A 13,532-nucleotide genomic window follows, 5' to 3' on the forward strand; every position below is an offset into this window, starting at 1 on the left:
ACGGCTTAACAAAACCCTAACAACTAAGGGTTGAAAAAGTGACGGTAACCCAAATAATTCTTATGTTTAAATTTAGACGTATTGAGCGTGTTTATTGTCTAAAAAGATACGTGACGTTACAACCTTAACCACAAATTGCGAGGCCAACCGTGAGTCTATTTGATAAAACGCATCTTGTCGCCCAGGCGGATGCGCTGCCGGGGCGCAACACGCCGATGCCGGTAGCAACGCTCCACGCCGTTAACGGCCACTCAATGACCAACGTTCCTGAAGGAATGGAGGTAGCGCTGTTCGCGATGGGCTGCTTCTGGGGCGTCGAGCGTCTGTTCTGGCAATTGCCGGGGGTCTACAGCACCGCGGCGGGCTATACCGGCGGTTACACGCCAAACCCGACCTATCGTGAAGTGTGCAGCGGCGAGACCGGGCACGCGGAAGCGGTGCGCGTGGTATATGACCCGCAGGTCATCAGCTATGAGCAGCTGCTGCAGGTTTTCTGGGAGAATCACGATCCGGCGCAAGGGATGCAGCAGGGTAACGACCACGGCACGCAGTACCGTTCGGCTATCTACCCGCTGACGCCGGAGCAGCTTGAAGCGGCGCAGGCCAGCCTGGCGCGCTTCCAGAAGGCGATGCACGAGGCCAACGATACCCGCGAGATCACCACCGAGATCGCCACGGCAAAACCGTTCTACTACGCCGAGGACGATCATCAGCAGTACCTGCACAAAAACCCGTACGGCTACTGCGGTATCGGCGGGATTGGCGTTTGCCTCCCCCCGCAGGCGTAATCCTGAAGAATAAGGCCGCTGGCGAGAATAATTATCGCTCTGGTGGCTTTACAGACATTTACGCTATACTACGCTGTGTCATAGCCGGTCCAGCGCCTTCGGACCGGTTTTTTATGTATTCCACATTAAAAGAGTTATCCACTTCCCTTCCGAGGATCTGGCCTCAACGGTCAGAAAAGATATGTTAAACAGTATTTTAGTAATACTTTTCCTTATTGCCGTCAGTGCGTTTTTTTCGATCTCTGAAATCTCACTGGCCGCATCGCGTAAAATCAAACTCAAATTGCTGGCTGATGAAGGCAATGTGAACGCGCAGCGCGTTCTCAAAATGCAGGAAAACCCTGGCACCTTCTTCACCGTCGTGCAGATCGGCCTCAACGCCGTGGCCATTCTGGGTGGTATCGTCGGCGACGCCGCCTTTTCCCCTGCTTTCCACAGCGTGCTGAGCCGCTACATGTCGCCGGAGCTTTCCGAGCAGCTGAGCTTTATTTTCTCCTTCACCCTGGTCACCAGCTTATTCATCCTGTTTGCTGACCTGACGCCGAAACGCATCGGTATGATTGCGCCAGAAGCCGTGGCTTTGCGCATCATCAACCCGATGCGCTTCTGTTTACTGGTCTTCCGCCCGCTGGTGTGGCTGTTTAACGGCATGGCGAACAACATCTTCCGTCTGTTTAAAATCCCGATGGTGCGTAAAGACGACATCACCTCCGATGATATCTACGCGGTGGTGGAGGCCGGAGCGCTGGCCGGGGTGCTGCGTAAACAAGAACACGAATTAATTGAAAACGTCTTTGAGCTGGAATCCCGTACCGTTCCCTCTTCAATGACGCCGCGCGAAAACGTGATCTGGTTCGATCTGCACGAAGACGAGCAGAGCCTGAAGAATAAAGTGGCGGAGCATCCGCACTCCAAGTTCCTGGTGTGTAACGAAGATATCGATCACATCATCGGCTACGTCGATTCCAAAGACCTGCTGAACCGCGTGCTGGCAAACCAGAGCCTGGTGTTAACCGGCGGCGTGCAGATCCGCAATACGCTGATCGTGCCGGATACCCTGACGCTCTCTGAAGCGCTGGAAAGCTTTAAAACCGCCGGCGAAGACTTCGCGGTGATCATGAACGAATACGCGCTGGTGGTAGGGATCATCACCCTCAACGACGTCATGACCACCCTGATGGGCGACCTGGTCGGCCAGGGGCTGGAAGAACAAATTGTCGCCCGCGATGAGAACTCATGGCTGATTGACGGCGGTACGCCAATCGATGACGTAATGCGCGTGCTCGATATCGATGAGTTCCCGCAGTCCGATAATTACGAGACTATCGGCGGCTTTATGATGTTTATGCTGCGCAAGATCCCGAAACGCACCGATGCGGTGAAGTTCTCCGGCTACAAGTTTGAAGTGGTGGATATCGATAACTACCGTATCGACCAGCTGCTGGTCACCCGTATCGATAACAAACCAACGGTGCTGGTACCGAAACTGCCTGATGTCGAAGACGCGGCAAAAAAAGAGAAAGGTGCGGCGTAAGCGGCCCTGAAAACATCAACGGCTCCCATCGGGAGCCGTTTTTTTTCGTGCCGTCATACCACGTTATGCGGTCTCTGTTTGCAGACGCATAACCTGACGATTGACCTCGGACATCACTGAGAAGTGCAGCTTGTCCTTAACCTTCGGGATAAGGATTTTGCCCTTATCAAATTCAAAAGCGCCAACGTCCTTGATGTACAACCGTCCACGAAACAGGATCTTCACGTACTTCGCCACTTGCAGCGGATTGTAGCGTTGGAAAATTTTCATTGTTGTCTCCTGCCAGGGTTACGCTCCTGCGGTGCCACAGTTAGCCCGCGTATCGGGAGCGCAAATTTTAATGCCCTAAAACTATAGTCCAGATTTCCGAAGTCACCCAGTCTGTAGAAGTTTTTTTACCCTTTGATGACAATAATTCAGAATTTTCGTTTCAGGCATACGTAGTTGTTAGTATAAGTTTCCGTTTTTTATTGAATGTGTGCGTTGGCACGCAAACTGGCATCACGCTTGCGGGTAATGGCGACAATTCGCACTTATCATTAAACAAGACCAAGTGGTCGGATCACCTGCATATAAAAAAGGATATCTCATGACCCTACGTAAGTTGCTGGCGGTTTCCGCCCTCCTGTTGCCGTTAATGGCTTCGGCACATAATTTTGTCGACGGTCAACGCGTCGCGCCGGTAGGCATCGCCGACCGCGGAGAACTGGTACTGAGTAACGATAAGTTTAGCTACAAAAACTGGAATAGCTCGCAGCTGGCGGGAAAAGTGCGCGTCATCCAGCATATTGCCGGGCGCACCTCGGCAAAAGAGAAAAATGCCAATCTGATTGAAGCGATTAAGGCGGCTGGCCTGCCGCACGACCGCTACCAGACCACCACCATCGTCAATACCGATGACGCGATCCCCGGTTCCGGGATGTTCGTGCGCAGCAGCATTGAGAGCAATAAACAGCTCTATCCGTGGTCGCAGTTTATCGTCGACAGCAACGGTCTCGCACGCAAAGCCTGGCAGCTCGATGAAGGCAGTTCGGCGATTGTGGTGTTAGACAAAGACGGACGCGTTCAGTGGGCAAAAGACGGCGCGCTGACCCAGCAAGAGGTACAGCAGGTCGTCGACCTGCTGCATAAGTTGCTTAATAAATAGAGACGCGGAAGCCGGGGTTGAGGAAGGATTCACGCGGCGTATAGTCGAGGGTTTTACCCTGCCAGTCGTGAACGTGCGCCCCGGCGGCTACCGCGACCGCATGACCGGCGGCGGTGTCCCAGGTGCTGGTCGGCCCGAAGCGCGGATAGAGCTGCGCCTGGCCTTCCGCCACCAGGCAGAACTTCAGCGACGAACCGATTGAGGTGGTCTGGTGCTCGCCCAGTTGCTCCAGATACTCCTGCAGTTCCGGGTCATTACCGTGGGAGCGGCTAATCACCACCAGCGGCGGGCGAGCATCGCGAACCTGAATCTGCTTGCGCACGCCGCACTCTTCTTTCCACGCCTTGCCATTTTGCGCGCTGTACATCACTTTCATCACCGGCGCGTACACCACGCCCAGCGTTGGTTTGCCGTTTTCAATCAGCGCGATATTGACGGTGAATTCGCCGTTGCGCTTGATAAATTCTTTGGTGCCGTCCAGCGGGTCCACCAGCCAGTAGCGCTGCCAGTGCTGCCGCACTTCCCACGCCGGCGGATCTTCTTCCGACAGGATGGGGATTGCTGCATCCAGCGCCTGCAGGCCGCTGACAATGACTTTATGCGCGGCGATATCCGCCGCGGTAACGGGAGAATCATCCTTTTTGCTGCTCACATCCATCGGCTGGTTCCCATCGTAGACATCCATGATGGCATCGCCCGCGGTCCGTGCAAGCTGACATACTTGTTCTAACATTCTCCACCTCTTCTGGTTACAGTGGCGTTAACTCGTTGTTTTATTTATATCGCATCATCACCAGTTCCGCTATCTGTGATAACACTAGCGGTTTCCATTCACGCTTTTCTGGCAGAATTCACAATTCTGTAAGCAACAGAATGTAAATACATTTTCTTTTGTGCCATTGCTCATAAAAAAGGACGCCTCTGATGATTAAGTTTAGCGCAACGCTGCTGGCCACGCTGGTGGCGGCCAGCGTCAACGCGGCGACGGTCGACCTGCGGATCATGGAAACCACCGATCTGCACAGCAATATGATGGATTTCGATTACTACAAAGATGCCGCGACGGAAAAATTCGGCCTGGTCAGAACCGCCAACCTGATTGAAAAAGCCCGCGCGGAAGCGAAAAACAGCGTGCTGGTGGATAACGGCGATGTTATTCAGGGTAGCCCACTGGGCGACTATATGGCGGCAAAAGGACTCAAAGAGGGGGATGTGCACCCGGTTTATAAGGCGATGAACACCCTGAATTACGCCGTCGGCAACCTGGGCAACCATGAATTCAACTACGGTCTCGACTTCCTGCACAAGGCGCTTGCCGGGGCGAAATTCCCCTACGTTAACGCCAACATTATCGATCTCAAAACCGGCAAACCGATGTTTACGCCCTACCTGATTCAGGATACCCAGGTTCAGGATAGCGATGGTCAATCCCATACCCTGCGCATCGGCTATATCGGTTTTGTGCCGCCGCAGATCATGACCTGGGATAAAGCCAACCTCAACGGCAAGGTGAAGGTCAACGACATCACTGAAACCGCGCGTAAGTACGTGCCGGAGATGCGCGCGAAAGGCGCTGATGTGGTGGTCGTGGTTGCGCATTCCGGCCTCTCCGCCGACCCCTATCAGGCGATGGCGGAAAACTCGGTCTACTACTTAAGCCAGGTACCCGGCGTTGACGCCATTATGTTCGGCCACGCCCACGCGGTGTTCCCCGGTAAAGACTTCGCCACTATTAAAGGCGCGGATATCGCCAAAGGTACGCTAAACGGTATTCCGGCGGTGATGCCGGGAATGTGGGGCGATCATCTCGGGGTGGTCGATTTGGTGCTGAATAACGACAGCGGTAAATGGCAAGTGACGCAGGCCAAAGCCGAAGCGCGGCCTATTTACGACCCGGTGGCGAAAAAGTCGCTGGCGGCGGAAGATAGTAAAATGGTGGCGGTGCTGAAAGCCGATCACGACGCTACTCGCGAATTCGTCAGCAAACCTATCGGCAAGTCCGCCGACAACATGTACAGCTACCTGGCGCTGGTGCAGGACGACCCAACGGTGCAGGTGGTCAACATGGCTCAAAAGGCCTATGTCGAACACTACATCCAGGGCGATCCGGATCTGGCGAAGTTGCCGGTGCTTTCCGCCGCCGCGCCGTTTAAAGTCGGCGGACGTAAAAACGATCCGGCAAGCTTTGTCGAAGTGGAAAAAGGCCAGCTCACCTTCCGTAACGCCGCCGACCTCTATCTCTACCCGAACACGCTGGTGGTGATGAAGGTAAGCGGTAAAGAGGTCAAGGAGTGGCTCGAATGCTCCGCCGGGCAGTTTAATCAGATTGACACCGCCAGCAGCAAACCACAGTCGCTGATTAACTGGGACGGGTTCCGCACCTATAACTTCGACGTGATTGACGGCGTAAACTATCAGATCGACGTGAGTCAACCGGCGCGCTACGACGGCGAGTGCCAGATGATTCACCCGCAGTCAGAGCGCATCAAAGACCTGACCTTTAACGGTAAGCCTATCGATCCGCAGGCCACCTTCCTGGTCGCCACCAATAACTATCGCGCCTACGGCGGCAAATTCGCCGGTACCGGCGACAGCCATATCGCTTTTGCCTCCCCGGACGAAAACCGTTCGGTGCTGGCGGCGTGGATTGGCGCGCAGTCGAAGAAAGATGGCGCGATCCATCCGGCGGCGGATAACAACTGGCGTCTGGCGCCGATTCACAGCAAAACGCCGTTGGATATTCGCTTTGAGACCTCGCCAGGCGACAAAGCCGCGGCGTTTATCAAAGAGAAAGCGCAGTATCCGATGCGGCAGGTAGCGACCGATGATATCGGCTTCGCTATTTATCAGCTGGATTTGAGTCAGTAATACCTGCTCCCCGGTGGCGCTGCGCTTACCGGGGCTACAAAGCGGAGCTGGCTGGTAGCCCGGATAAGGCGTAAGCCGCTATCCGGGTATAGCCCGTACGGCCTGCCGTTAATTTATTCACCATGCAGGCTGAAACTGCCGGTGTTGGTGGCCTCAAAATCGCTGAGACGTTCCCGGAAGGCCGGGGCAGCCCGCATGGATGCGGGCTGAGGGCCGTGATTTGCAGGGACGCTGCCTCGGCCCGACCCGGAGCCTGCCGGGATAAGTCGAAGGCACCACGAAGTGGCGATTTTGGCGGCCAGAGCCCGGGAGTACAGAGGGCGGCGGCGACTGGCCGCCCTCTGTGCGCTACCCGCGCCATGAGAAACATATCGCAGGAGACAGTTCGGGAGCGCAATGTGCTCTGAATGAATACAAAACAACGGTTTTTCCCGGACCAAAACAGTTGCAAACCGATAACACCGGGTACCCCGGTGGCGCTGTGCTTATCAGGGCTACAAAGCGGAGCTGACTGGTAGCCCGGATAAGGCGCCAGCCGCTATCCGGGTACAGCTCCCCGGTGACGCTGCGCTTACCGGGGCTACAAAGCGAAGCTGGCTGGTAGCCCGGGATACATTTTCACTCCCCGTGGTTAGCCAGCACCGCGGGGAGATTCAGCTCGATCCAGTCCGCCAGCGCCGCCACCTTCTCGCTCACCTGCAGGCCGAGCGGCGTCAGACTATATTCAACATGCGGCGGCACCACCGGATACGAAACGCGGTCGATAAAGCCATCCTGTTCCAGCGCCTGTAAGGACTGCGCCAGCATCTTTTCACTGACGCCGCCCATTTTGCGCCGCAGATCGCTAAAGCGGTGGGTCCCCTCGCGTAGCGCCACCAGAATCAACACGCCCCAGCGGCTGGTCACGTGTTTTAGCACATCACGCGACGGGCACTGTTCAGCAAACAGATTCCCGTTGCGCAGTTTGTCGCTCAGCGTCGGTTCGGCCATTTTATACTTACCTTTTTGTACGTACTTACTAAAAGTTAGTTAAGGTGTTAGCTTACCACAACTGCCAATGAACACGAAGGAGAAGACCTATGATCGCGATTACCGGCGCTACCGGCCAGCTTGGCCAGCACGTACTGCATGATCTGTTAAAAACCGTCCCCGCCAGCCAGATTGTGGCGATTGTCCGCAACCCGGCAAAGGCGCAAGCGCTCAGCCAGCAGGGCGTCGTCGTGCGCCAGGCCGAGTACGGCGATGAAGCCGCGCTTACCGCCGCGCTGCAAGGGGTTGATAAACTGTTATTAATCTCTTCAAGCGAAGTCGGTCAGCGCGCCGTTCAGCACCGTAACGTCATTAACGCCGCCAAAGCCGCTGGGGTGAAATTTATCGCCTATACCAGCCTGCTGCATGCCGATACCTCACCGCTGGGCCTGGCCGGTGAACATATCGAAACCGAACAAATGCTGGCCGATTCCGGTATTCCTTACGCGCTGCTGCGCAACGGCTGGTATACCGAAAACTATTTGGCCAGCGCGCCGCCAGCGCTGGAACACGGCGTGTTTATCGGCGCCGCCGGCGAAGGTAAAATCGCCTCCGCCACCCGTGCCGATTATGCCGCCGCCGCCGCTCACGTTATCGCCGGTGAGGGCCATGCCGGGAAAGTTTACGAACTGGCGGGAGATAACGCCTGGACCCTGAGCGAACTGGCAGCCGAGCTGAGCAAGCAAAGCGGGAAAAATGTGGTTTATCAAAACCTCAGCGAAGCCGATTTCGCCGCCGCGCTGAAAAACGTCGGCCTACCGGCCGGGCTTGCCGATATGCTGGCGGATTCCGATACCGGCGCGTCGAAAGGCGGACTATTTGACGACAGCCGCACCCTGAGCAAACTGATTGGCCGCCCGACCACGTCGCTTGCCGATAGCGTAAAAGGCATCATCTAATCGCTCCCTGTCAGTTTTTGCGGTTGCTTCCCGGCGCTTCATCTCTAATATTGAAGGGATGAATCGTCGGGAGACACGGCATGCAGGGCGTACCACCACAATTTAGCGATGAAAAAGACCACGCGCGCTTTCGCCATCTCGAACAACTCCCCGGCGTTGAGCTCTATCACGCCCATATTTCCCGCTATGCCTTTGAACCGCATACCCACGAAGCCTTCGGCATCGGCGTGATTGAACAAGGCGCCGAACGCTTTCGCTATCGCGGTAGTCAGCACGTCGCCTCAGCCAATTCCATCGTCACCATGAATCCGGATGAGCTCCATACCGGCGAGGCGGAAACCGCCGAAGGCTGGCGCTACCGGATGATTTATCTGGAGCCGGATCGGCTGGAAGCCTTCACCGGCGTTCGCCACTGGTGGTTCAGCGAGGTCGTGCGCCAGGAGCCGCAGCGCGCCCGGCAAATCGGCCAACTGATTTACGGCCTGTGGCACGCAGACGATCCGCTGGCGCAGCAGGGGATACTGCTCGACCTGGTTGATACCTTCCGCCCGCTGGCTCACCATTCGCCAATGGCGCCGGAAGCGGCGCATCGCTTCGATCGGGTACGCGACTACCTGCACGATAACTATATGCGTGCCGTCAGTCTTGATGAACTGGCGCAGGTCGCGGCGCTCAGCCCCTATCACTTCCAGCGCCAGTTTAAAGCCCACTTTCACGTTACTCCGCACCAGATGCTGATGGCGATTCGCCTGTGGCGCGCCAAGGCGTTTTTGACCCACGGCATGCCCGCCGCCGAAGTGGCCATCGCCGCCGGGTTAACCGACCAATCGCACTTAACCCGCGCCTTCACCCGCCGCTACGGCATTACGCCGGTGCGTTATCAAAAGCAGGTCGCCGGGCGCTAAAGCGCAATCTCATACAATATTCTTTCCCCCACGCCCTTCTACACTTGGCGCAAGCAAACTGAAGATGGATGTCATCATGATTAGCGGCGTGTTGTATGCCCTGCTGGCGGGGTTAATGTGGGGGCTGATTTTCGTCGGCCCGTTGCTGGTGCCGGAATACCCGGCGGTGCTGCAGTCGATGGGGCGCTATCTGGCGCTGGGACTTATCGCCCTGCCGCTGGCGTGGCTCGGCCGCGCGCGTCTACGCCAGCTGAAGGGTAAGGACTGGTGGACCGCGCTGGCGCTGACCATGATGGGGAACCTGATCTATTACTTCTGTCTGGCCAGCGCCATTCAGCGCACCGGCGCGCCGGTATCGACGATGATTATCGGCACCCTGCCGGTGGTACTGCCGGTGTGCGCCAACCTGCTTTATAGCCAGCGCGATGGCAAGCTGCCGTGGCGGCGGCTATTTCCGGCGCTAATCTGTATTGCGCTGGGGCTGGTATGCGTCAACGTAGCGGAGCTGCAGCACGGGCTTCCTGATTTCAGCCCGTGGCGCTATGGTTCGGGCATTCTTCTCGCGCTGATCTCCGTCGTCTGCTGGGCGTGGTATGCCCTGCGCAACGCTCGCTGGCTGCGTGAAAACCCGGATAAGCCGCCAATGATGTGGGCTACCGCGCAGGCGTTGGTCACCCTTCCGGTCTCGCTGGTCGGTTATATCGCCGCCTGTGGGTGGCTGCAGAACCAGCATATCGACTTCCCGCTCCCCTTCGGCCCGCGCCCGGCGGTGTTCATCGTCCTGATGCTGGCGATCGCCGTACTCTGTTCATGGGTCGGCGCACTGTGCTGGAATATTGCCAGCCAGCGTCTGCCGACGGTGATCCTCGGGCCGCTGATCGTCTTCGAGACGCTGGCCGGTTTGCTGTACACCTTCCTGCTCCGCCAGAGCCTGCCGCCGCTGCTGACGCTCAGCGGTATCCTGCTGCTGGTGCTCGGCGTGGTGTCGGCGGTTCGCGCCCGCCCGGAGAAACCGGTCCTGCAGGAACTGCGCGTTGAGCCAAAAAAATAGCCTGGTATCCCAAAGGGGTATTCCCATCGATATAAGATGCATTTAATATGCATCTTATATTTTTGATGACGAGGTAATTGCTATGGCTTTCCGTGACCAACCTTTGGGCGAGCTGGCGCTGAGCATCCCGCGCGCCTCCGCGCTGTTCCGTCAATACGATATGGATTACTGCTGCGGCGGCAAACAAACCCTGGAGCGCGCGGCGACGCGCAAAGCGCTGGATGTTGCGGCGATTGAAGCCGAGCTGGCGAAACTGGCCGAGCAGCCAGTCGAGCGCGACTGGCGCGCCGCGCCGTTCGCCGACATCATCGACCACATCATCGTTCGCTATCATGATCGCCACCGCGAACAGCTGCCGGAATTGATCCTGCAGGCAACCAAGGTTGAACGCGTCCACGCCGATAAACCGAACGTACCAAAAGGGCTAACCAAATATCTGACCATGCTGCACCAGGAACTCTCCAGCCACATGATGAAAGAGGAGCAGATCCTGTTCCCGATGATCAAGCAGGGCATGGGCGCTCAGGCCGGTGGTCCTATCAGCGTAATGGAAAGCGAGCATGACGAAGCGGGCGAACTGCTGGAAGTGATCAAGCACATCACCCATAACGTGACGCCGCCGCCGGAAGCCTGCACTACCTGGAAAGCGATGTACAACGGCATTAACGAGATGATTGACGACCTGATGGAGCACATCAGTCTGGAAAATAACGTGCTGTTCCCGCGTGCCCTCGCCGGAAAATCATAAAAAAAGGCGCCCGCAGGCGCCCTCTCGACATTGTCAGTTTATTGGCCACTCCGGGTGGCCTTTTTTATTTCGCCAGACGTTTTTTACCGGCAAACAGCCAGCCCGCGCCCAGCAGAACAAACCACAACGGGGTGACCATCAGCGCTTCGCGGGTATCATCTTCCAGCGTCAACAGCACCAGTACGAAGACGAAGAAAGCCATGCACACCCAGCACATCACTTTACCCAGCGGCATCTTATAGATGGACTTCTCGTGCAGCTGCGGACGCTTTTTACGATAGACCAGATAAGAGCAGAGGATAATAGTCCAGACGAACATGAACAGAATCGCCGACACCGTGGTGATCATGGTGAAGGCGGCAATCACGCTCGGGTTGACCATCAGCATTACCACGCCGCCCAGCAGACACATGCAGGAGAAGGTTAAGCCCTTCGCCGGCACCGCGCGCTTCGACAGCTTGGCGAACATTTTCGGCGCCTGACCTTCCTGCGCCAGACCGAATAGCATACGGCTAGTGGAGAACACTCCGCTGTTAGCGGAAGAGGCGGCGGAAGTCAGTACCACGAAGTTGATCAGGCTGGCGGCAGCCGGCAGGCCGACCAGTACAAACAGCTCAACGAACGGACTCTTGCTCGGCACGACAGAGCTCCACGGCGTCACCGACATAATCACAATCAGCGCGAAGACGTAGAACATAATGATACGTAGCGGGATGGAGTTAATCGCCCGCGGCAGCGATTTTTCCGGATCCTTGGTTTCCGCCGCGGTGGTACCAACCAGCTCAATACCCACGAAGGCGAATACCGCTATCTGGAAGCCGGCAAAGAAACCGCTGAGGCCTTTCGGGAACCAGCCGCCGTCATTCCACAGATGCGCGAATGAGGCTTCGACGCCGGTCGGCGATTTAAAGTGCATCATCACCATCACCAGGCCGACCACAATCAGCGCCACAATGGCGACGATTTTGATCATCGCGAACCAGAACTCCATTTCGCCAAACATCTTCACGGTTGCGAGGTTCAGGCCCAGCAGCAGCAGGATAACCGCTAACGAAGCGACCCAGTCAGAAAGTCCGGGGAACCAGAACTGCGCGTAGGCGGTGATGGCGACAACGTCCGCCATCCCGGTGACCACCCAGCAGAACCAGTAGGTCCAGCCGGTAAAATACCCCGCCCACGGCCCTAACAGGTCGGAGGCGAAGTCACTGAATGATTTATATTCGAGGTTCGACAGCAGTAATTCGCCCATCGCACGCATGACGAAGAACAGCATAAAACCGATGATCATATAAACAAAAATAATGGATGGCCCGGCGAGACTGATGGTCTTGCCAGACCCCATAAACAGCCCGGTGCCGATCGCCCCGCCGATAGCAATAAGCTGAATATGCCGGTTAGTGAGATTTCGCCGTAGCGATTGTTCAGTCGTCTCCTGCTCGTCGGCAACGACTTTGACCTGATCTACCATGTGATTTTCTTCCTGTTGTACCTGTCTGTGTTGTTCAGGCTCTGTTGGCCTGTCATTTGTCGCAACCCTGGCAAGAGGGTTTATCGATATTAGGTAAGAATCGGAGGGATGAATACTATGATTTAGATATAATGTTAATTTTATGTTTAAAGTGAGTGTTATATCACCAATGTAACGCGAAACAGCTCACAAAAATACACTCAACGAACTTATATGCAATACAAAATTCCAATAAATTTATAACTTAAGGATTTTACACTGTTTTTATTGGCTCCCTCCCCCTGACAGGAGAGGAAGCCCCTGGTGCTTAAATAATGTCCAGCAGCTCAACTTCAAAGATGAGGGTGCTGAATGGCGGGATAGAAGCACCCGCGCCGCGCTCGCCATAAGCCAGGTTGTGCGGAATAGTCAGTTCCCATTTGGAACCCACCGGCATCAGAGTCAGCGCTTCGATCCAGCCGCCGATCACGCCGGTCACCGGGAATTCAGCCGGTTCGCCGCGGGCCACGGAGCTATCGAACACGGTACCGTCGATAAGTTTGCCGGTGTAGTGAACGCGTACGCGGTCGGTGCGCGCCGGGATCGGGCCTTCGCCCTGCGTCAGTACGCGGAACTGCAGACCGGATTCAGTGCTGTTCACGCCTTCTTTTTCACGGTTTTCATCGAGGTATTTCTGGCCATCGGCGGCCATCGCCTGGAAGCGCTCGCGACGCACGGCGTCAGCGCGTTCATGGATTTCACGCAGCGCGCGGTGTACGGCTTCAACCGGCACCTGCGGCTGATTGCCTTCCAGCGCATCGGCAATGCCGGCAACCAGCGCTTCCGGCAGCAGCCCCTGCAGGCCGGATTCGCTCAGTTGTTGTCCAACCTGCAAGCCGATACCGTAACTTGCCTGCGCTTCGATAGTGTCAAAAGTCGGGGTTGCCATCTTTGTTCCTTTTTTGGGTGATAAACATCTTGAGAAAAGCGTTCGAAAGCATAACAGCCATAGAGGAATGGGTAAAACTTTGTCGGCGGATGATGACAAATCTCAGCGAAACAGAAACAATAGGCGATATCAGGTTAACCTCTACCTTCAGGACGTTAGCCGTCTAT

The 13,532-nt window shown here is 56.2% G+C and carries 13 protein-coding genes; 8 read left to right on the forward strand and 5 right to left on the reverse strand.

Translation table 11 applies throughout. From position 1 onward, the window contains the following. Positions 1 to 149: 149 nt before the first annotated feature. Positions 150 to 788: a peptide-methionine (S)-S-oxide reductase MsrA gene (msrA, locus tag KGA69_RS03930; protein WP_047065991.1), complete on the forward strand. Its 639-nt coding sequence runs from the start codon at positions 150 to 152 to the stop codon at positions 786 to 788. Positions 789 to 969: 181 nt separating this feature from the next. After that, a complete protein-coding gene (locus KGA69_RS03935; RefSeq protein WP_045411099.1) occupies positions 970 to 2,322 on the forward strand; it encodes a polyamine export protein PaeA in 1,353 nt (450 codons plus the stop codon). 63 nt (positions 2,323 to 2,385) lie between these two features. Here KGA69_RS03935 and KGA69_RS03940 read toward each other — a convergent pair whose 3' ends face one another. Next, positions 2,386 to 2,592, reverse strand: coding sequence for a DUF1107 domain-containing protein (locus tag KGA69_RS03940; protein ID WP_015368594.1), 207 nt, complete (start codon positions 2,590 to 2,592; stop codon positions 2,386 to 2,388). A 319-nt stretch (positions 2,593 to 2,911) separates the two neighbouring features. Between KGA69_RS03940 and KGA69_RS03945 the strand changes: the two genes are divergently transcribed. Further along, positions 2,912 to 3,469, forward strand: coding sequence for a YtfJ family protein (locus KGA69_RS03945; RefSeq protein ID WP_045396912.1), 558 nt, complete (start codon positions 2,912 to 2,914; stop codon positions 3,467 to 3,469). Here the strand turns inward: KGA69_RS03945 and cysQ are convergent. Continuing rightward, the gene (gene cysQ / locus KGA69_RS03950; RefSeq protein ID WP_015704189.1) at positions 3,459 to 4,202 is read right to left on the reverse strand and encodes a 3'(2'),5'-bisphosphate nucleotidase CysQ; all 744 of its coding nucleotides are present in this window, start codon (positions 4,200 to 4,202) and stop codon (positions 3,459 to 3,461) included. The genes KGA69_RS03945 and cysQ overlap by 11 nt on opposite strands. 191 nt (positions 4,203 to 4,393) lie before the next feature. On the opposite strand from cysQ, the gene KGA69_RS03955 reads away from it, so the two are divergent. Continuing rightward, entirely contained in the window at positions 4,394 to 6,337 is a 1,944-nt protein-coding gene (locus KGA69_RS03955; protein ID WP_213292852.1) for a bifunctional 2',3'-cyclic-nucleotide 2'-phosphodiesterase/3'-nucleotidase, read from the forward strand. A gap of 618 nt (positions 6,338 to 6,955) precedes the next feature. Here the strand turns inward: KGA69_RS03955 and KGA69_RS03960 are convergent. Beyond that, positions 6,956 to 7,327: a winged helix-turn-helix transcriptional regulator gene (locus KGA69_RS03960; RefSeq protein ID WP_015704186.1), complete on the reverse strand. Its 372-nt coding sequence runs from the start codon at positions 7,325 to 7,327 to the stop codon at positions 6,956 to 6,958. A gap of 89 nt (positions 7,328 to 7,416) precedes the next feature. On the opposite strand from KGA69_RS03960, the gene KGA69_RS03965 reads away from it, so the two are divergent. From KGA69_RS03965 to ytfE, 4 genes are all read left to right on the forward strand, one after another. Continuing rightward, the gene (locus KGA69_RS03965) at positions 7,417 to 8,265 is read left to right on the forward strand and encodes an SDR family oxidoreductase (protein ID WP_032709690.1); all 849 of its coding nucleotides are present in this window, start codon (positions 7,417 to 7,419) and stop codon (positions 8,263 to 8,265) included. An 80-nt stretch (positions 8,266 to 8,345) separates the two neighbouring features. Continuing rightward, positions 8,346 to 9,170 carry an AraC family transcriptional regulator gene (locus KGA69_RS03970; protein WP_032709687.1) on the forward strand — a complete coding sequence of 275 codons (825 nt, stop codon included), beginning with the start codon at positions 8,346 to 8,348 and terminating at the stop codon, positions 9,168 to 9,170. Positions 9,171 to 9,246: 76 nt separating this feature from the next. Next, positions 9,247 to 10,221 carry a DMT family transporter gene (locus KGA69_RS03975; protein ID WP_047046393.1) on the forward strand — a complete coding sequence of 325 codons (975 nt, stop codon included), beginning with the start codon at positions 9,247 to 9,249 and terminating at the stop codon, positions 10,219 to 10,221. Positions 10,222 to 10,303: 82 nt separating this feature from the next. Then, on the forward strand, positions 10,304 to 10,969 hold the full coding sequence (ytfE, locus tag KGA69_RS03980) for an iron-sulfur cluster repair protein YtfE (RefSeq protein ID WP_045396903.1): 666 nt from the start codon (positions 10,304 to 10,306) through the stop codon (positions 10,967 to 10,969). Between the two features lie 64 nt (positions 10,970 to 11,033). Here ytfE and cycA read toward each other — a convergent pair whose 3' ends face one another. After that, a complete protein-coding gene (gene cycA / locus KGA69_RS03985; RefSeq protein WP_015368603.1) occupies positions 11,034 to 12,437 on the reverse strand; it encodes a D-serine/D-alanine/glycine transporter in 1,404 nt (467 codons plus the stop codon). 307 nt (positions 12,438 to 12,744) lie between these two features. Beyond that, positions 12,745 to 13,365, reverse strand: coding sequence for an FKBP-type peptidyl-prolyl cis-trans isomerase (gene fklB / locus KGA69_RS03990; RefSeq protein ID WP_002886687.1), 621 nt, complete (start codon positions 13,363 to 13,365; stop codon positions 12,745 to 12,747). Between the last annotated feature and the right edge of the window lie 167 nt (positions 13,366 to 13,532).

This window comes from Klebsiella sp. A52, assembly GCF_018388785.1.
GTDB classification, from domain to species: domain Bacteria; phylum Pseudomonadota; class Gammaproteobacteria; order Enterobacterales; family Enterobacteriaceae; genus Klebsiella; species Klebsiella aerogenes.

Coding starts and splice junctions, on each gene's coding strand:
- ytfE (WP_045396903.1), top strand. CDS start 10,304: ATGGCTTTCCGTGACCAACCTTTGGGCGAGCTGGCGCTGAGCATCCCG.
- KGA69_RS03975 (WP_047046393.1), top strand. CDS start 9,247: ATGATTAGCGGCGTGTTGTATGCCCTGCTGGCGGGGTTAATGTGGGGG.
- cycA (WP_015368603.1), bottom strand. CDS start 12,437: ATGGTAGATCAGGTCAAAGTCGTTGCCGACGAGCAGGAGACGACTGAA.
- KGA69_RS03940 (WP_015368594.1), bottom strand. CDS start 2,592: ATGAAAATTTTCCAACGCTACAATCCGCTGCAAGTGGCGAAGTACGTG.
- KGA69_RS03965 (WP_032709690.1), top strand. CDS start 7,417: ATGATCGCGATTACCGGCGCTACCGGCCAGCTTGGCCAGCACGTACTG.
- KGA69_RS03955 (WP_213292852.1), top strand. CDS start 4,394: ATGATTAAGTTTAGCGCAACGCTGCTGGCCACGCTGGTGGCGGCCAGC.
- fklB (WP_002886687.1), bottom strand. CDS start 13,365: ATGGCAACCCCGACTTTTGACACTATCGAAGCGCAGGCAAGTTACGGT.
- KGA69_RS03970 (WP_032709687.1), top strand. CDS start 8,346: ATGCAGGGCGTACCACCACAATTTAGCGATGAAAAAGACCACGCGCGC.
- cysQ (WP_015704189.1), bottom strand. CDS start 4,202: ATGTTAGAACAAGTATGTCAGCTTGCACGGACCGCGGGCGATGCCATC.
- KGA69_RS03945 (WP_045396912.1), top strand. CDS start 2,912: ATGACCCTACGTAAGTTGCTGGCGGTTTCCGCCCTCCTGTTGCCGTTA.
- KGA69_RS03935 (WP_045411099.1), top strand. CDS start 970: ATGTTAAACAGTATTTTAGTAATACTTTTCCTTATTGCCGTCAGTGCG.
- KGA69_RS03960 (WP_015704186.1), bottom strand. CDS start 7,327: ATGGCCGAACCGACGCTGAGCGACAAACTGCGCAACGGGAATCTGTTT.